We start from the raw sequence: 18210 nt of genomic DNA, 5'->3' as shown, positions 1-18210 counted from the left end.
CTCGGCAAGATTAATAACTTGTGAAATGTCAGAGCGCTTTTTTTTTTTTTTTTTTTTGCTTGTTTTCATAAAAAGAGTGCTGTTAAACCGAAAAAAACAATATCGGACACTAAAAAACAAGAGGGTTGGAGCTCCAAAAGGTTATTTTCTTTAATAATAAAGTTGTGTAGGGATGGATGAAGCGTAATTAATAACTGGGTAAAATTGTTTTACTTCCGTTGGGGGATAAACTCTGTTTAAATATAAAGTTTTATGATCGCCACCAACCACCACCGAAGTGAGATGGATAGCGAATTAACTAATTAAATCAAAATATAAATATTCTTAATAAATATCAAAATATTAACCAACAAAGAAATTTTCTGTTTATTTAAAAAATAAAAGAAAGGAATAAAATATTATGCAAGAATATAAAAGTAAATATATTAATAAAACTTGAAATGAAATAACAACTTCGTTTGATTGAGTTAATTGTCAACCAATTGATTGTCGTATTTCGCATCACAAAAATCATTATGATTTACAATGTTTAGAATGAGCAAAAATGTATTTAAACTTATTTGAAAATAAATGAGATGTTATTAATTCATATATGCAACATTATAAAATTAATGATATTTTAGATTTGGCTACCAAGGGTTGAAAGATATTACAAATTGAGAAAAAAATCAAACAAATAATTTAAAATATATTATTGCAATTGATCCTGCCGGAATTGGACAAACTGGGATTATTATTTATAATGTTTTGCAAAAGAAAATAATTAATAATATTACTTTTCATTCTAACTCTGAAGAAGAAGCAATAAATAATATTTACTTAGTATTGAACAAATTTAAAAATCAAACCTATTCTTATTTAAATAAAGTTATTGTAATAATTGAAGATTATCAACTTCATAAGGGATTAAAAATAACAAACCCATTATCTACTCCTAAATTTATTGATGGTTTATTTGAAAATTGAAAATTAGACAATCCAAGTGAATTATATAAAACATATATAAAAAGATTTAAACAAATTATCTATATGCTTTCAAATTATACATATAGCAAATACGCTATTAATAAAGGTTATAATGATGATGTTAAGTTATTTGCACCATATTATTTTGAATTGGTTTCTACTCCGAGAATAAAAAAAGAATATTGAGAATTTGAAAATTGTGTGGTTGAATTAAATTCATCATATTTTAATTTTTCTGGTGGTGGAATTGGACCACCACCACTGTTAAATTATTGAGAAGAAGTTTATGCAAATGATGAACCATTTAATCAAGTTGATAATAAGTATTATTTTGTTGTTTGAAAAAGTAAAAATTGAAATATTACAAAATTTAAAAATGATGAAGAGATAAATTCTTTTAAAATTTTGAAAGAAGATGAAGGATATAAACTTAAATTACATCGTTATAGTTTAAATTATGAAGTTGATTTAAATGATTATGAACCTTCTAGTGTAACAAACTGACCTTGAAGAATAGACAAAGGAGCTTATTTTAAAACAGTTTATCGTTGAAATTTAGTAGATAACCCAGCACCTAATTTAATGATTGATAAAGATGGTATAATAAAAGTTAATGAATAATAAAAAGTCATTTATTAAAATGACTTTTTTATATTTCTAATGTAATTAATAATAACTTTTCATTATTTTTATTAAATATTTGTAAATTATTAATACTAATTTGTTCTTTTATCGCTGGATAATAAAATATTATACTATTTAATTGTTTTAAAAAACCAACAACAACAAAATAATACTTATTATCAACTTGATTAAATGGTTTTTCTTGGGGTGCTATTCATTCTAAAATACCATCTTTTGTATTTATTTTATTTTGTTCTTTTAAATCTGCTAATTCTTTTTCAGTATATTGCGGTGTATTACAAGAAACTAAACTTGTAGTACTTGTTCCAATTAAAGTGATTGTTCCTAAAATACTTAATATTTTTTTCATTTATTTATTTTAATTCATCATGATGATTTTTTCAATTTTGTACACGACTAAAATACAATCCAATTAATACTAAAATTATATTTCTTTGATTAAATTCAGCAAGATTATTGTTTTGTTCTAAATAATTTACTGCATTTTCTGAAATTCTATTTCAATTAGTTATAGTATCAAGAAAATTTGTTCTTCAATAAAAGGTAGTATTATTGCTTTGAGAAAGATTATTTCTTACTTCTCTAAATCTTATACTTTCTGCTGTTGCTAAAATAACACGAGCTAATGCACCTCTAATTACTGCAATATTTCCTTGATAATTAGGTCTATTTGCATAATTTACTAAATCATTAAATGCTTGTACTATTCCTGGTCAAGTAATTGTTGGATTAGAATCTCCAATAAGAGTTGTATAATTTGAATTAAATCTTAAATTATAATATTCTAAATTATTGCGCCCAGATATCATATTATCAAATTCTGTTTGTCCATTTTCATTTCTTTCAATTTGAACATCAGAAAAATGATAAAATATATCTACATTATTAGATCTATAGATAAAGCCAGATAAATAAAAATCATTACTTCTAAAAACTAAATCAATTAATTTTCAATGCCCATTATCATCTGGCACTGATATTTTTATAATAAAATAATTAAATTGATAATTTGAATTAATTATATACATATTTGGATTATTACAGTTTAATTCTGGTGTACTTTCTGTTACCGAACTAATAATATTATTTTCTAGCATAGCAGTAAGAACATTATTACATAAAGAAACAAAATATCTCTTAGAATCTCAACTAAGTTTTAAATTAAAAATTGGAAAAGTATTATTTTGTCTTTTATTTCTAATTAAATTTTCTGAATTATTTTCTTCTTTTTGATAAGGACTGGCCGCAATTGTTGTTGGAACAGCAGTTGCACTAATTGTTAATATACTTAATAAACTTAGTAATTTTTTCATTTTGTATAAATTTCCTTTCTTTCATCTTGAAACTTTTTATCAAGATCTATTAACATTATATATATGCAAGTCAAGCATTTTTAAATTTATTTTAGAAAGGAAACTATTTGATATGATTATTATTGTGATTATTGTGTACTAATTCTGGGCTCGCGGTGATTTTCATAAGTTTGTGAAAAATGCCTTAAAGTTTAAAAAAATTTTTTTCCGGTATTTTCAAAGTATTTGGGAAAAATTATAAGAGTTAAGCGAAGAATTTTATAAAGGTTTCCAAATTTGTTTGAAAGAACCTCAAAACTTTTTTTAACTATTAATTATTTTATCACAAAAATTTAAGAAAATCAACCGCTCACCCAATTCTGCAAATGATTTTTATAGTCTTAATGATATAATTAAAGCATTTAAAAAAAGGAAGTATATTTAATTTTATGTATAAAAAAGGAAATAAAGTTAATGTTAAAATAACAAACATTACACCTTATGGTGCTTTTTGTAGAGCAGAAAAGGCTGATGGTTTAATTCATGTTAGTGAGATTTCAGATTATTATGTAAAGAGATATTAAAGATTTTTTTCACTGTTGGTGATAAAATTGAAGTTGAGGTGTTAGATTTTAATAAAATTAGAAAACATCTTAAATTAAGTTATAAAAATTGTCATCCTGAACTATTGAAAAATGATGATGTAATGAAATACAAGAAAAATCACCTAGTTTAGAAAAAACATTAAATACTAATTATTTAATAAATAAAAAGTAAATAAAATTTATAAATTTTAGAAGGTTTTTAAAACCTTTTTTATATTCCCATTTTAAAACGATACGGATAAGAACCATAAAATAAAGCATCATATGGGTCATGGTACATTTTACTATCGGGTGTGTTTGTTTTGGTATCACTAAATCTTAGTTCACTAATGCACTTATCTAAAAAAAATGGGAAGTTATCTAATATGCCATATATTTTGCCTTGCACAAACATTTTTCTTATTCATGTTACACGGTTAATTATTCCCGCTTCTTTATTAAGGGATGTCTGATGTTTTTTGGCTTTAAACATTTTAATTTTATATCCCAAATAAGGGCAAATATCTTCTTGTAATTTTTGCATAAAGTCGTGGGCATTTATATCATAATGAAATGTCGCATACTCAAAACCATCAAATTTATCAAATGTATTAATTATTCATTGTCCGTAATGTTCAACTATTTCATTTAAATTCATTACGTTTTTTGGTGTAACAACATTTTCTTCAATTAAATATTTATCATATTCATTATTTTCATTAATTTTATAACCACTAAATAAAAATACGGTATGATCTTCACTACCATTAGCATAATCAACACCAATTGAATAACTATCAAATTGATACTGTTTTGTATTGGAATTGTAAAAATCTTGTAAGTTATACTCTTTAGTATATTTACGATAATTTCGCAAAACATAAATACTGGGATCATTGTCATTATATTCAAAACCATAGTATTCAAGTTCAAATAAATCAGGTCGTTCTTCTTTATTTGTTAAAACAAGTTTTTTAGTAATATCAGGTATTTTATTTCAAACAGTCCCCATTGTTAATCGTAAATTAAAAACACCTAAACCATTAAATGCTTGTTTGTTTTCTGAATATACTTGATTGTGTTCTTTTAAAATAGTTTTAATTCTTTTATTTAACGGTAAATATGGCGTTACGAATTTTTCATAAAAAACATGATATTTATCAAAAGAATTAAAAGTAAATTGATTAGAATATGTTTTATGAAAATATGTTGTTACTGTTATGTATTGTTTTGCTATATTATCTCATTCTTGAAATGTCCAAGATAATTCTTTAACTGGGATAGGATTGTCTAAATTATATTGTTCGTTATTATTATCGTCTGTGTATTTTACGTAAGACACTTTTAAACTTTTTGAATGAAACATTGAAACTCTTAAATTATTATATCTTTTATCTAATTTTTTATCAGTTAAGATTTCTTTTTCTTCCGCATGAATCATTTCATCTGTTCATGCCGATATAATGCCACTACCTTTTCCAACTTTACCCATAATTTTATTACCATTAGCATAGCCAACAAAAGCAATACGAACACCACTAGGAAAAATAATCTCTCCACCTTCTTTAACATTTTTCGGTCACACAATTCCATTTTCGTTGTCGGGTCCGATATCAATACCATATTTATCATATAGATAATTACAGACATTAATTGTATCGCCAAATGTAGTATCTTCGTGGGTGTTGGCATATCTTCGTAAAATATTAGATGAAGCATCAGCAAAATTACAAGCAAAAAATAATTTTTCAGCTAGATGATTTCATGTTTTATTAGTGCCACGACCCGCAGATACAAACTTAAAAAAACAATTCGTGGTAAAATATCGCGCATAACTATCACCAACAAAATCTTTAAATACTTCTCAATCAAAACCAAAATTATAGTCACTAAAATTCAAATCATATTTTTTATTTAAATGTTCATAACTAGTAATTCGTTTTTTGTTATTAATATTGCTAAATTGATTCATAATAACCTCCATTTTTTAACGCAATTAAAAATGAAAGGAATTTATAAATATGAAATTAAAAATTTTTCATCATTTTACTTTTAAAGAAAGAGTAATGTTAAAAGATTTATTAGAACTTGATTCATTAAAAAGAAGGAATGATCAACCTAATATATCTGAAATAGCAAGAATATTGCATAAAAGCCGTTCGTTATAAAATTAAACGAGAAATAAAAAGGTTAAAAAATAACAACTATGATCCTAAATTAGCAGAGGATGACTATTGAAAAAAGAGAAAAAAATGTATTAAACACATTATATTTTCAGATGAAAAACTAAGATGATTAGACAAAAGATTTAATAAGTACCATGATACACCAGAGCAAATTTGTAAAAACTATGAAAAAGAATTTGGCAGTAAATTTCCTATATGTGTTAAAACTTTATATAAATATATTTATTCTGGCCTTTTAAATTTATCAAAAGAAAATTTGTATTTTCATAATAAAAGATTTAAAACAAAAAATAGAAAAGATAGCCGTGGAAAAATAAGAAATTTTAAAACTATTGAGCAATCAAAACATGATAAATATGAATTTGGTTGATTTCAAATGGATACAGTAGTTGGAAAAGACCATCAATCTAGTTGTTTAGTTTTAACAGAAGAATTAAGCAAAAAAAACTTTCTGTAAAAAATTAAAAGAAAATTCAATCGTAGAAGTTACAAAAGCAATAAAAAAAATTTTAAATAATAAGATTTTCAAAACCATAAATATTAAAGGAATTATTACAGATCAAGGCAAAGAATTTAGTAACTGAAAAGAAATAGAAAAAATTGCTTGTACTAATGTTTATTTTTGTGATGCTGGAACTCCAACTCAAAAACCATTAGTTGAAAGAATTAATAGAGATATTAGACATTGATTTCCTAAAGAAACAGATTTTAATAATATTAGTCAACAAGAAATAGATTGAGTTATTGATGTTATTAACAATAAACCAAGGCATTGTTTACAGTGGTTAAGTTCGCAACAATTATTTTTAAATTTATCATCACATATTTAATAATTTTTTATTGAATTACTTAAATAATTTAATAAATTATTTTTTAGTGTGTCAAATTTCATAAATTTAGATAAAAAAATCATAATTTTAAAAATAAAATTATATTGAATACTTATTTTGTTGTATTATAATTAAATTAAATAAAGTGTGGCATTTGAATTTACAATTTACATTGTTAAAAATAAATCTTTTAAATGTTTAAAAATTAATGTGGTATCTTTCTTTGTCTTAGTTAACTTGGCAAATTGATAGTTTACAAAAAATAACGTATAATTAATTAAAGGAATGGTGGAAACATATGCGATGATTAATTAAGTTATTCTTTAACTATTTTAGTTGGTGATTTGACATCCCTAAGTGCTTGTAAAAATACTGCTAATTCAACAACTAGTCACAAACCAACACCCCCACCAATTGATCCGGATGATAATAATAATGGTGAAGATGAAAACCCTCATGAGACGGTAGTAATTCATTCGGAGATTAACGGCTATGACCAAAAAAAAGAAGCCTTAACTAAGTTTACTAAAACAAGTTGCTTTTAATAATGCTTTTGAACAAAACTAAAATCGTAGTTTAAGAACAACAGCCGTTAGAAGTTTACGCACCCTTTTATATAATTAAATCTTTTATAATTATGATTTTCAAAATATTAATATCGCAGGAGTGGCCGTTGATTTAACTTCTTTTATTGAGCAAATTAAACCAACCGTTAGCATTACTAGTAACGGTAGTGATAAAGAATATAGTTTTACTAATTTAAATGACTGAAAATATATTAATCCAATATTTTAAAAATAACCCTAATTATTGTTAAATATGAACAGCCGAATGAAAAACTAATAATCCGAGTGCCCAGCAAATTCAAACAAAACTCTTTAACATCTTAAAAAATTTTATCTGCCCTTCTGTGATGAAAAATAATCCTTATTTTATTGATCCATTAATATACCATTATGGTGTTTATAAATATGGTCCGGATGATCAAGACCAAGAAGAAACAAGCGATGAAGATATCGCTGGGCAATTTGCCCGTTCATATAAAACAACTTATGAATTTTTAATGATCCGTGAAACTTTGATGATTTCTTTCCAATCATTGAGCAGGATTAGCAAGCAATTTATTTTTCTTATGAAGCAAATTTTAGTTGTGAAATTAAATGCTTTACAACAACTACTAGTTTCTTTTTTAATATTCAATTTTCAACAATTATCAATAAAAAATAATTATAATCTTGTATTTTCATCAGAGGAATCAATTAATTATTGGTGTCGTGCTTCCTCTTCCCTAATTTGTTGCTGAATTATTTGGGATTTTTGTTGATTTTGTTTCTTTACTTCCTTACATCATTCTTTTAATTTAGCAGTAGCAGTCTCAACTTTTTCAACTTCTTCTTCAGAAACTTCCGCACACGGTGGATTATCAACTGGTGATGGTCCTAACTGTACATTTAAATTATAATCATAAAATTTTAAAAAATCACTCTCTGTAAAATTAAGCATCTAAAATTCCTTTACTAACTAATCATTTGAAATATCAAAGGGTGCCATTCGAACATAATTTATTACATTCGAATTTAATTTATTACGATCATAAGCCACAACTTCCATATAGTTGTCTCTAATATTAACTGGCGTCATAATATTAGAATTTCACCTGGTAACAAAGCTTAGCATTTCGGGACATTGTTTTTTTAAACTTCAATAACATTAAATGATAAAAATCAAATCAGCGGTGAAAAAGACAATCGCTTAAAAGCAAGGTTAGTTTTCAAGTTAGTTTTTCATTAATTCGAAAATTATGGGTTGATTTAGGAACTAAGCCGTGTAATTTTCAGTTGTACAAATGTCTTTGGCATCATTGCAAAGCTCTAAAAAAGTTTTTTAATCCTCAGGTGTTAATTTTAATTTTAAATAGTCTTGATAAAAATTAGCCTCATTAATTCTGGCTATTTCGTTAGTTACATCCGGAATTGAAGTATCCTTTTTTCATAAAAGTTTTAATCATTCAAACATAATTAATTAACCTCCTTGATAATTTAAAAAGTACCTAAAATAAATAAATATTTTAGGCACTTTGCGCATTCTTTTAAGTTGCTAATTTAATTTTAGCGAAAAAAAATAATAGCACAATAAAATAATTATTAGTTTTAGAATATTAAAATGACTAATTTTTCATAAAGTTGGTAAATATGATAGAATAAAAGCAACAATAAAAGACTAATAAGGAGAATTTTATATGAATTTAAGTATGTATAAAAAAGCAGAAATGCATCCAATGATTTAAAAAACAATGGAGTTAATTTTACATATTGGGTTACCAATTATTGTCAGTGAAGTTGCTAGCTATTATTTAGAAACGTTAGAATTAGCAAGTGGTTATATTTTAATAATTAAACTAACATTAGTAATTGTCTCATTAGTCCTTTCTGCTTTCTTAATTGTGCTGTTAATTTATTTGGCAGTAAACTTTAGGTTATTTTGGTTTATTAAAAAATTTAAAACCCATACTTTATTTAATTATAATAATAAAATTGCTAATAAAGATTTTAATGAATTACTAAAAACCTTATCAATTGATAATTATCACCACATTGTGCAAAAAATTAAGGATGAACGAAAATTAAAAGAGTTATTACCAATTACTGATTTAGAAATTAAATACAACTAACTGGTTTAATGGCAAAATAAAAAGCTTTGTGTTTGTTATTCGTGATTATGGGCGCATTAGTAAGTATAACAAAGAAATTTATTTAGATCATAAAAATTATTTAATTTTATTAAACATTAACCACTATATTAAAACTAATTTTTTATTAGATACTATTAAAACTAATGATTTCCATGGTACAAACTTAATTACCTTTAGTTGTTTTACTGGGAAGTTAAACTCCTGATATTATTTCACCGATGCAACCCGTCAAGAATACGGAGTAGTTGTTAACCAAGCTGAATTTTTAGGAGTGCATTCGTATTTAAAAAAAGATTATTAATTAATAAGAAAGAAAAAAAGGTTTAATTATGTTAACATAATTAAACCTTTGTAAAAACTAAATTTATAATTTTAAGCAACTAGTGAAAACTCACGAACACTATAATCAGTTTTTTCAGTAAATTTATTTAAACGTTTTTTGTAAGTAATGATAATGTTTTTAAAGTTATCAAAATCAAATTCTGATTTTAATTTATTAGCCACATCATCTCACGCAATACAGTGCACTTCATTACCATTATCTTCAACTCAGAATTCGAATAAGTCGTGTGACCCACCATCTTTTGAGTTAACTGTTTTAAAATTAGTTCCTTTATCACCCATAATTGGGAATTGAACATTTGAGATTATATCATCGTTTCTTCTTTGAAAGTTGTTATTACTTCTGTTATTGTTGTACATCTTTTCCTCCTAAAAATCATTCATAATGAGTATATTTAAAAAGTATTTTTTAAATCGTTCTGGAAATTTTAAGATTATTATGTAAAAAATAATTGTAAAATTAAGCCTAATATCAAAATGAACTCTTTTTAGTATATCGCGGATTTTAATAAAAAGCAACTAATTTAAGAAAATTAGTAATTTTTATTGGTAAATTATTAGTAGTAAGAAAAAATATCATAATTACTAAATTAAAAGGCTAATTTTCAATAATTGCTTCCGGATAATTACGATCTAAAATTTTAATTTCACAGTTCCCTTATAAATTAGTTGTAATTAATATTTGTAATTCTTGTAAGGCATTCATAAAATCCTCTTCACGAGTAAATTCTAAAAATTCAATGCATAACACCGCATCTGTTGTTTGTTCGGTTAACATAGTGCGGGTTGCTTCCCGTCAATTTAGACACCGACAAATTGCCCCCGCTTCATCCTTATCCTTATAAACAATTTCCCCTTCGTAAGATTGTTCTTGTTGTTCAGAATCTAAGTTAGTAAAATCCTCATTTCCGGTTGCTTTTGTTAATAACATCTCCCAAAACAATTTTAGCAATATCTTCACCCCACAGGGCATCCCGTATTTTAATGAAACTGAATTATAAATATCAACTAACGAGTTAATTGTTCTAATTTCATTATTATTTTTAACGTGTTTTAATAAGACTTCAATTGATGAGCGAGCTCCCTTTTTAGTTTTAAATTGTTGGTAAGCTTCCCGTCATGTTTAATTACTGAATTAGCCGTAAATTTTTCAGCGCTAATATATTGGGCGCGCAGTTTCTTGGGCAGCACTTAAAAACGGTTGGTACTGAGTTGCATCTTGAATATGATTATTAATATTATGGGCAATTACTACCCCAATTTTAGCTGCTGGAAATATTGCTTAAAAATCATCTTTAATAATTATTTTCTTCATATATTATTCTCCTTTTGAATTTGTAAATTTTTATTAATATAACTTTTAATTCTTTGTACAAAAAGTTATCCTAATCATTTTACCAATAAAATATTAAAAATTAAGGAAATCTTTCTTAAATTAACCAGTAATAATAATTCGTTTTTTATTTTTTAAACCTTTTAAAAGTTTATAACTAATAATAAGAAGGTAAGACAATGCCCCCCATTAACAGTTTCACTGATTTATAAATGAAAAAATTCTTGAAAACCAGTTGCTAATAAGGTAAAGGGGCCCGAAAACTTCACTTCATAAACAATATTATGATGTCATTGTTGTAAAACATAATTGGGATCAGCGGTTAAAGATAACAATTGACTTCCCCCAATTCCTAGTAAAATTAACGCAATAATAAAAATAGCAATTGTTAAAAGGAAAGTTGTTAATAAAAAGGCTTTACTAATAAAGAACTTTTTCATTTTTAGACTAAAATTAATTCTCTCTTAGCCTCTGTTAAGAGCTGATGACCATCTTCAGTAACTAGAATATCATCTTCAATCCGCACACCCCCCAGGTCAGGAATGTAAATCCCTGGTTCCACGGTAATTACCATCCCTTGTTTTAGCGGAACATTACAAAATGGTGATACCCGCGGAAACTCATGAACTTCAATTCCTAGCCCATGGCCTGTTGAATGGGTAAAATATTCCCCATACCCCTTTTCTATAATATAATTACGACAAATATCATCTATTTCTTTTGTAGTTACCCCTGGTTTAACAGCAGCAATCCCTAATTTTTGCGCTTGATAAACAACATCATAAATTTCTAACATTTTCGCGCTTGGTTGTCCTAACCCAATTGTTCTGGTAGTATCTGAACAATATCCTTGGTAAATACATCCAAAATCAATTGTTACTAATTCATTATTATTAATAACTTTGTCTGAAGCTTTCCCATGGGGTAACGCCCCGCGGATTCCCGAAGCAACAATTGTTTTAAAACTAGGTTGTTCAGCCCCCATTTCAATAAAGGTATTTAAAATAATTTGTTCAATTTCCCGTTCTGTCATTCCGACCTTAATTTTTTTAATAACATTCGCAATGGCAGTATCACCAATTGCACAAGCTTTTTTGATTAAGTTAACTTCCTCATTATCTTTAATTGTTCGTAATTCGGTAAAATCAACTGGTTTTAAAGTAACATCTCCTAACGCTTTATCAATCATTTGGTAGTAACTATAAACTAAAAAATCACTTTCAAAAGCAAGGTTCTTAACCTGGCGTTTTTTAAGTACTTCACTTAGGGTTCCAAAAAAACCATTGGCATTATTGGTCACCATTAGTTCAACTCGCGTCACATTTTTTGCGTGTTCTTTTCCCGCGGTGATGTAGCGACCATCTAAAAATAAAATTGACTCATCTTTAGTATATAATAAGTATCCTTCTGATGAAGCAAATTTAGAAAACCATAGACGGTTAACGGGAGAATGAAATAAAATTGCTTCAACATTATGCTGCGTTAAATACTTATTTAAAATTGCATTGCGATCTAATTTAATATTGATAAATTTTTGCATTGTTCCTACTCCTTTATTCTTATTTATATTACCTTAATTAAACCTTAATTATAAAATAAAGCAACCAGATAGTTAAAGATTTCCGAAATTTTCTTTGATAACATCCTCGGGATTAAGCGGATTTTTAATTAATAACCCATGTTCATAAGCATAATGTTTAATATTTCTTAAATCAAGATTAGGAAAGGCACTAATAATATTACTAAATAACCCCCCTTGTTTAATAACATCCTCATAAATAATAATTTGGTGATATTGGTGGGCAATAATTTCTTGTATCATCTTTTCATCAATTGGATTAATAAAGCGGGCATTAACTAAGTTAACTTTTGTTGATAGTTGTTTACTCATAATTAACTTTTTAAAATGTTCAACATTATTCCCATAAGTGATAATAAGGTACTGCGCACTTGGAAAAAATAAATAATATTCTCATTCCCCAATGTTAAAAGCCGCAGGGTTGGTATTATAAGTAATTCCCATTTTAGGATAACGAATAAAAAATGGATCATGGTTGTTAGCTAATGCTAACTGCAGCATTTGGTTAAAATCTGCATTATTAGCTGGTTGGGCAATGATTGCAATCCCCCCCATACTATTTAAAAAACTAATATCATAGATACCGTGGTGACTAACCCCATCCGCCAAACTTAAACTGGCACGATCAATTAAAAAGATTACGGGTAAGTGGTTGCGAACAACATCGTGTAAAATTTCATCATAGGCTCGTTGTAAAAAAGTTGAATACATACTAACAACAACTTTGTGATGGTCAAGAGCAAACCCACTCGCTAAAGTAACCCCGTGTTCTTCGGCAATCCCCACATCAATACAATAATCTTTATTTTCATTCATAAATTCTTCTAAATATAAAGAAGATTGCATTGCCGCTGAAATTAAGTAAAATTTTTGATCTTGAAAAACTTTTTGGAGATGTTGCGCTACATAATAACTTCATTCACTTTCTGGTTTTGTTACTAAACTATAAGAGTGACAACTTTCTGAACCAGTCAGATTTTCTTCTTGGTAGCCCTTCCCTTTTTTGGTATTGACATGGACAAGGATACTACCCTTTATTTTTTTGGCATTTTTTAAAGCCCGCGTTAACTTGCGAAAGTTATGACCATTAATTTTCCCAATATAGTCTAAATTAAAACCAGCAAATAAACCCGGAATCGCAAACCGGTGAATTAGTTTTTCGACTAATAAATGACATAAATATAGTAAGGTAAAAGGCGGAATATAACGTGTTACTTTTGAAACTTTTGCCATCATTTTATAAAACCAACTAGCACGAAATTTACTAATTGTGGTATGTAAAATACTAATGTTTTTTGAAATACTCATTTCGTTATCATTTAAAATGATAATAACTTTGTTGGCAATTGTTCCTAAATGGTTTAACGCTTCAAAAGTTAACCCATTGGTAAATGCGGCATCCCCAATAATACAAACAATATTTTGGTACTTGGGATTATAACTATAAGCAATTGCAGTTGAAAGAGCAGTTCCCGCATGACCATTGGCAAGATAATCATACTTACTTTCCTGGGGGGATTGAAAAGCACTTAGTCCGTCCGGTAAACGAATTGTACTAAACTGCTCCTTGCGATCAGTTAAAATTTTATAGGGATATGTTTGGTGACCAGTGTCAAATAAAATTAAATCATTATTATCAATATCAAAAGATTTTAATAAACTAATTGTTAATTCAACGGTTCCTAAGTTACTTGCTAAGTGTCCACCATTTTTCTTTACAGTCATAATAATGGTGGTTCGTAAATCTTCAGCAAGTTCTGATAGTTCTTTGGTGTTCAAGGTTTTCAAATCATAATGATTATGATAATCTTTTAATTTCATTTCCTTCTTATCCTTTCTAATTAATATTTCTGTAAAAAATAATTATTATATTGAATAAAATAATTAAAATAAGCAGGGGTAATATCGGCAATGGCATAATAACACTGAGAAGTAACTAATAATTTAACCTTATAAACTTCAACATTTTTAGTATCATTTAAAATTTTTTTAATAACATTTAAATTAATTAACATTACTAATAAATACCCATATTCATAATAAAGCTTACCCTGGGGATGATCTAAAAAGGGTTGGTAAAAAACATTGGCAATTTCGGCATATAAAAGATGATATGGATAATATGGTTTTACCCGATGGTGATGATGATCAATTGTGCCAAACAATTCTGTTTCATAATTAACATTTAAACGGTAAAGAATAATCTGCGGCGCTAATTTATTAATTGCTTGTAAAATTTCTTTCCCCTGTTTTTGGACTTTCTGACGTTTAATATAGTGCATATGATAGTAGATTAAAATCAATTTAATCAGAACAATACTATCAAAATATTCTTTCTCAGCTCGATTATTTAACCGCAATAAATAAACATAATTCTTAATGATAATATCTTTCCTATCAAAAGTTGTAAAATATTTAAAAACTGCGCGATTTAAATTTAATTCTAATAGTTTTTTAATAATTTTACGATTATTTCTTTTAACTCACCCTTGGTGTTCAAAAATTTGCCCCATTATTCGTTGTCAACTTTAAAATCTGTTGTTTTATTATCATTAACAATTTTAGTCACCTTATCTTTGATATCTTGTAATTTGATTTCTGCTTGTTTTGTTAACTGAATTCCCGCTTCAAAGGCATTAATTGCCTGGTCGATTGATAATTCATTTTTTTCTAATTCATTAACTATATTTTTTAATTCAGTTAAAATGTCTTCAAATGATTTTTTAGGTTCCATTATTTCCCCTCCTCTTTAATATCGGTAACTTGTGAATAAACAAGCCCATCACTTAACCTTGTTATTATTTTATCATTATTCTGAACTTGCGATGTTAATAATAAAATCTTTTGCTTACTATCATAAGTCACACTATACCCTCTCGTTAAAGTTTTTAAGGGACTTAATAAATCTAACTTAGCAATTAAATTATTTTTGTGGTGAGTTAAGGTTAGTAAATAATTTTGGATAATTGTTAATAGTTTCTGGTAATAATAACTAACTTGGTTTAGATTATGATTAATAAAATTATCAGCGATTTGGTTAAACTTATGTCTTAAAACTTGGTAGTTATGAAATCGTTTTTCGTATAAGGCCTGGGGGGTTGTTAACCAGTAGTTATTTTTTAAATTATTTAAAGTAACTTGGTAATTATCAACTTTATTTTTAATTAAAGTAATTAAAGTTTTATACTGCTGGTGAAGATAAATTAGTAATTCCTTTTGATCAGGAGTTGCTAACTCAGCAGCAGCTGTTGGGGTTGGTGCGCGTAAATCAGCGACAAAATCAGCAATCGTAAAATCAATTTCATGGCCAACAGAAGAAATTATTGGGATTGGACATTGATAAATTGCCTGGGCTACTTCGAACTCATTAAAAACTCATAAGTCTTCAATACTTCCCCCACCACGACCAACAATTAAAGTATCTAATGGCACGGTAAAGTTTTGCGCAACTTCAATCTTTGCTTTAATATCATATTTAGCCTCTTTTCCCTGGACTAAACAAGGAAACAAATAAATATTAGTTTGGGGGAAGCGCCGATGAATAGTGGTAATAATATCCCGAATGGCAGCGCCACTCGGAGCGGTAATAACCCCAATATTACGTGGAAATTTGGGGATTGGTTTTTTAATTGCTTGGGCAAACCACCCTTTTTGTTCTAATGTTTGTTTTAATTGTTCATATTGTAAAAATAAATCACCAATGCCATCTAAACTAATATTAACAACTTGCAAACTATATGTTCCTTGCGGTTCATATAGTTTTACTGTTCCCACCGCAATAATTTTTAATCCTTCTTTTAATTTAAATTTTAAATTTTTTGCATTAAAAGAAAACATAATTGCTCGTAACTGGGACTTTTCATCCTTAATAGTAAAATAAATATGCCCCGAAAAATGATTAGTAATGTTGGAAATCTCTCCCTGCACAGAAATATTAACTAAATTATGATCTTGTTCAATAATATTCTTGATATAAGCATTAATTTCGGAAACTTTAAAAATATTACTTGTCATGATTCTCACCTTACATTTTCTCTTAATCATTATATAGTTTTTTTCTTTAAATTATTACTATTTTTAAGATTTTAAAATAATAAAAAAACCTGCCAGAGGTTTTATACTTGGTCAAGAACTTTATTAAGATAACTATAATCTTCATCTTCCCCATATTTTTTAACAATTTCCAGGGCTTCATTAATTACAATTGCCCGAGAAGTGTGTAATTCTTTAATTTCATACACACTATATACTAAGACGGCTTTATGATAATTACTTAACCGTTCAAATACCCACCCTGGTTTTAAGTTTTGATTAATATCCGCGATAATTTGTTCTAAATGGTCAAGAATTTGAATAACTTTGTTAATTTCTTCTTCAGTGCGAACACTTTGGGAAAAATCAAATGATTCTTGCTTTGTTTGACTAATTGAATTATTTAAAACAAAATGACGATATAATAAATTGATAATATCAATTCGAATTTCACGTTGAGTCATTACTAGCTCCCCCTATATAAAATGATACAAACTATATCAAAAATGACGATCATATTTTTTATTAACAGCATTGGCATGGGCGGTCAACTGGTGATGTAAATATAAGATACTCTCATCTGATATTTTATCATAAGTTTGCTCATCGATTTGTTCAATCTGCTGAATCACATCAAATCAAGAATGGTTGGTTAAATTTAAATACCGAATATTATGATTATTTCACAAATTATTAAAAGTTAATTCATAACGAGTATCAATAATTAAAAAGTTAATGGTGCAAACAGCCAAGAATTGTTTTGATTTTAATAATTTTAAAACCCGGTTAATCATAAATTGTTGGGTAACAATTGGTGAGGTAATTGTTTTATTATTAAAATTTCAATATGGCTGGTGAATATCAACTGCTAACGGCGATGATAACTTTTTATACTTCAGAAAATATAAATTCTTGCGGGTTAAAACAATCCGGTCAAAAAAATAAGTTAAATGGTATTTTTCATCATAAAACGCCACATTTTTAAAATACCATAAATAATTAACTTGTTGTAAATATTTTTTCATAATGCGATCTAGCGACGAATAGTTTTGCCTACGAAACTCTTCTTTTCACGTGAGGCGAGGCAATGATAATTTTGCCCGAATCTTAGTTAATTTTTTTGTTGCTTTCAAAGAACCATCATTGCTCCTGTTCGTTTAAAATACTTTCTTAATAGTAATTATATCAAAAAAGGACCCTAACTTAAATGTTCTTGGTTCCCAAATTCGCAAAGAAAAAAGGTTCTGAGAACCTATTATTTATTATTTTTACGAATGATTTTAAAAAGTGGTTTTTTCTTTTGGGAAAATTCAGCTTCTTCTTCATCTAATAAGCGTTGAAGTAAATCATCATTATACTCACGGGTTAATTCTTCTTGTACCGAAAAACTCTGATCAGCTACTCTAATATGGGTATTATTAACAATTAAGGGATGATTAATATCACTGGCCGGAATAATATTAACATCCGTTGAATGTAAGTATAATAATTTACCTTCTAACTTAACATTTGATAATAACAAGCATTCATTTTTTTTGACCAAAAATTCCCCTAGTTGATCTTCTGTATAAATTGGATATGCTAAATAATTATGATTAGTTTCTTGGTTATTAAATAATAATTTGCTTTTGCTTCCTCGATGAATTGAAATAATTTGACCATTTTTTAAAACATATAAGTAACCATTTCTAATTTCACTTTGTTCCAATGTCAGCCCCCCAACTTCATT

At 27.1% G+C, this 18210-nt stretch carries 22 protein-coding genes and 2 pseudogenes; 9 read left to right on the top strand and 15 right to left on the bottom strand.

The window, feature by feature from the left end; translation table 4 throughout:
- Positions 1–400 precede the first annotated feature (400 nt).
- Positions 401–685: a hypothetical protein gene (locus tag P344_RS02535; RefSeq protein ID WP_025317330.1), complete on the top strand. Its 285-nt coding sequence runs from the start codon at positions 401–403 to the stop codon at positions 683–685.
- Positions 640–1587 (top strand): hypothetical protein, encoded by a 948-nt coding sequence (locus tag P344_RS02530; RefSeq protein WP_025317329.1) that lies wholly within the window; start codon positions 640–642, stop codon positions 1585–1587. The genes P344_RS02535 and P344_RS02530 overlap by 46 nt, the downstream gene beginning before the upstream one ends.
- A 28-nt stretch (positions 1588–1615) precedes the next feature.
- Here P344_RS02530 and P344_RS02525 read toward each other — a convergent pair whose 3' ends face one another.
- The gene (locus tag P344_RS02525; RefSeq protein WP_025317328.1) at positions 1616–1960 is read right to left on the bottom strand and encodes a lipoprotein; all 345 of its coding nucleotides are present in this window, start codon (positions 1958–1960) and stop codon (positions 1616–1618) included.
- 4 nt (positions 1961–1964) lie between these two features.
- The gene (locus P344_RS02520) at positions 1965–2924 is read right to left on the bottom strand and encodes a ribosome-inactivating family protein (protein ID WP_025317327.1); all 960 of its coding nucleotides are present in this window, start codon (positions 2922–2924) and stop codon (positions 1965–1967) included.
- Positions 2925–3352: 428 nt separating this feature from the next.
- Here P344_RS02520 and P344_RS07430 point away from each other — a divergent pair, with 428 nt between their 5' ends.
- Positions 3353–3487 (top strand): S1 RNA-binding domain-containing protein, encoded by a 135-nt coding sequence (locus P344_RS07430; RefSeq protein ID WP_236681420.1) that lies wholly within the window; start codon positions 3353–3355, stop codon positions 3485–3487.
- Between the two features lie 232 nt (positions 3488–3719).
- Here the strand turns inward: P344_RS07430 and P344_RS02510 are convergent, their stop codons facing one another.
- Positions 3720–5459, bottom strand: coding sequence for a hypothetical protein (locus P344_RS02510; RefSeq protein ID WP_025317326.1), 1740 nt, complete (start codon positions 5457–5459; stop codon positions 3720–3722).
- A gap of 49 nt (positions 5460–5508) precedes the next feature.
- Here P344_RS02510 and P344_RS08155 point away from each other — a divergent pair.
- From P344_RS08155 to P344_RS06695, 4 genes and pseudogenes are all read left to right on the top strand, one after another.
- Positions 5509–6503: pseudogene (locus P344_RS08155) on the top strand (IS30 family transposase).
- A gap of 344 nt (positions 6504–6847) precedes the next feature.
- Positions 6848–7048, top strand: coding sequence for a hypothetical protein (locus P344_RS02500; protein WP_025317324.1), 201 nt, complete (start codon positions 6848–6850; stop codon positions 7046–7048).
- A 121-nt stretch (positions 7049–7169) separates the two neighbouring features.
- Positions 7170–7298 (top strand): hypothetical protein, encoded by a 129-nt coding sequence (locus P344_RS07855; protein WP_269078617.1) that lies wholly within the window; start codon positions 7170–7172, stop codon positions 7296–7298.
- A 118-nt stretch (positions 7299–7416) separates the two neighbouring features.
- A complete protein-coding gene (locus P344_RS06695; protein WP_148552298.1) occupies positions 7417–7965 on the top strand; it encodes a hypothetical protein in 549 nt (182 codons plus the stop codon).
- A 422-nt stretch (positions 7966–8387) separates the two neighbouring features.
- Here P344_RS06695 and P344_RS07850 read toward each other — a convergent pair whose 3' ends face one another.
- A complete protein-coding gene (locus P344_RS07850) occupies positions 8388–8519 on the bottom strand; it encodes a hypothetical protein (RefSeq protein WP_269078616.1) in 132 nt (43 codons plus the stop codon).
- 277 nt (positions 8520–8796) lie between these two features.
- Between P344_RS07850 and P344_RS02490 the strand changes: the two genes are divergently transcribed.
- Both P344_RS02490 and P344_RS02485 read left to right on the top strand, forming a co-directional pair.
- The gene (locus tag P344_RS02490) at positions 8797–9174 is read left to right on the top strand and encodes a hypothetical protein (RefSeq protein WP_025317322.1); all 378 of its coding nucleotides are present in this window, start codon (positions 8797–8799) and stop codon (positions 9172–9174) included.
- Positions 9175–9202: 28 nt separating this feature from the next.
- Entirely contained in the window at positions 9203–9496 is a 294-nt protein-coding gene (locus tag P344_RS02485) for a hypothetical protein (RefSeq protein WP_025317321.1), read from the top strand.
- 71 nt (positions 9497–9567) lie between these two features.
- Here the strand turns inward: P344_RS02485 and P344_RS02480 are convergent, their stop codons facing one another.
- The 11 genes and pseudogenes from P344_RS02480 to P344_RS02430 all read right to left on the bottom strand — a co-directional run bounded on the left by P344_RS02480 (position 9568) and on the right by P344_RS02430 (position 18189).
- Positions 9568–9897, bottom strand: a complete 330-nt coding sequence (locus tag P344_RS02480; RefSeq protein WP_025317320.1) for a hypothetical protein — start codon at positions 9895–9897, stop codon at positions 9568–9570.
- 298 nt (positions 9898–10195) lie between these two features.
- Positions 10196–10816 (bottom strand): annotated as a pseudogene (locus tag P344_RS07060) (B3/B4 domain-containing protein).
- A 260-nt stretch (positions 10817–11076) separates the two neighbouring features.
- On the bottom strand, positions 11077–11310 hold the full coding sequence (locus tag P344_RS02470; RefSeq protein ID WP_025317319.1) for a hypothetical protein: 234 nt from the start codon (positions 11308–11310) through the stop codon (positions 11077–11079).
- Positions 11311–11312: 2 nt separating this feature from the next.
- Positions 11313–12410, bottom strand: coding sequence for an aminopeptidase P family protein (locus P344_RS02465; RefSeq protein ID WP_025317318.1), 1098 nt, complete (start codon positions 12408–12410; stop codon positions 11313–11315).
- A gap of 72 nt (positions 12411–12482) precedes the next feature.
- Positions 12483–14270, bottom strand: a complete 1788-nt coding sequence (locus P344_RS02460; RefSeq protein ID WP_025317317.1) for a 1-deoxy-D-xylulose-5-phosphate synthase — start codon at positions 14268–14270, stop codon at positions 12483–12485.
- A 20-nt stretch (positions 14271–14290) separates the two neighbouring features.
- On the bottom strand, positions 14291–14962 hold the full coding sequence (locus P344_RS02455) for a hypothetical protein (RefSeq protein ID WP_025317316.1): 672 nt from the start codon (positions 14960–14962) through the stop codon (positions 14291–14293).
- Positions 14962–15183 carry an exodeoxyribonuclease VII small subunit gene (gene xseB, locus P344_RS02450; RefSeq protein WP_025317315.1) on the bottom strand — a complete coding sequence of 74 codons (222 nt, stop codon included), beginning with the start codon at positions 15181–15183 and terminating at the stop codon, positions 14962–14964. Before xseB ends, P344_RS02455 begins: the two co-directional genes overlap by 1 nt.
- Positions 15183–16463 carry an exodeoxyribonuclease VII large subunit gene (xseA, locus tag P344_RS02445; RefSeq protein WP_025317314.1) on the bottom strand — a complete coding sequence of 427 codons (1281 nt, stop codon included), beginning with the start codon at positions 16461–16463 and terminating at the stop codon, positions 15183–15185. The genes xseB and xseA overlap by 1 nt, the downstream gene beginning before the upstream one ends.
- A gap of 101 nt (positions 16464–16564) precedes the next feature.
- Positions 16565–16945, bottom strand: coding sequence for a transcription antitermination factor NusB (locus P344_RS02440; RefSeq protein WP_025317313.1), 381 nt, complete (start codon positions 16943–16945; stop codon positions 16565–16567).
- Positions 16946–16957: 12 nt separating this feature from the next.
- Positions 16958–17614, bottom strand: coding sequence for a hypothetical protein (locus P344_RS02435; protein ID WP_025317312.1), 657 nt, complete (start codon positions 17612–17614; stop codon positions 16958–16960).
- 122 nt (positions 17615–17736) lie between these two features.
- Positions 17737–18189 carry a hypothetical protein gene (locus P344_RS02430; protein ID WP_025317311.1) on the bottom strand — a complete coding sequence of 151 codons (453 nt, stop codon included), beginning with the start codon at positions 18187–18189 and terminating at the stop codon, positions 17737–17739.
- Between the last annotated feature and the right edge of the window lie 21 nt (positions 18190–18210).

Source organism: Spiroplasma mirum ATCC 29335 (assembly GCF_000565195.1).
GTDB lineage: Bacteria > Bacillota_I > Bacilli_A > Mycoplasmatales > Mycoplasmataceae > Spiroplasma > Spiroplasma mirum.
The sequence above is the reverse complement of the archived record's forward strand: the minus strand, read 5'-3'. Positions and strand labels throughout refer to the sequence as shown.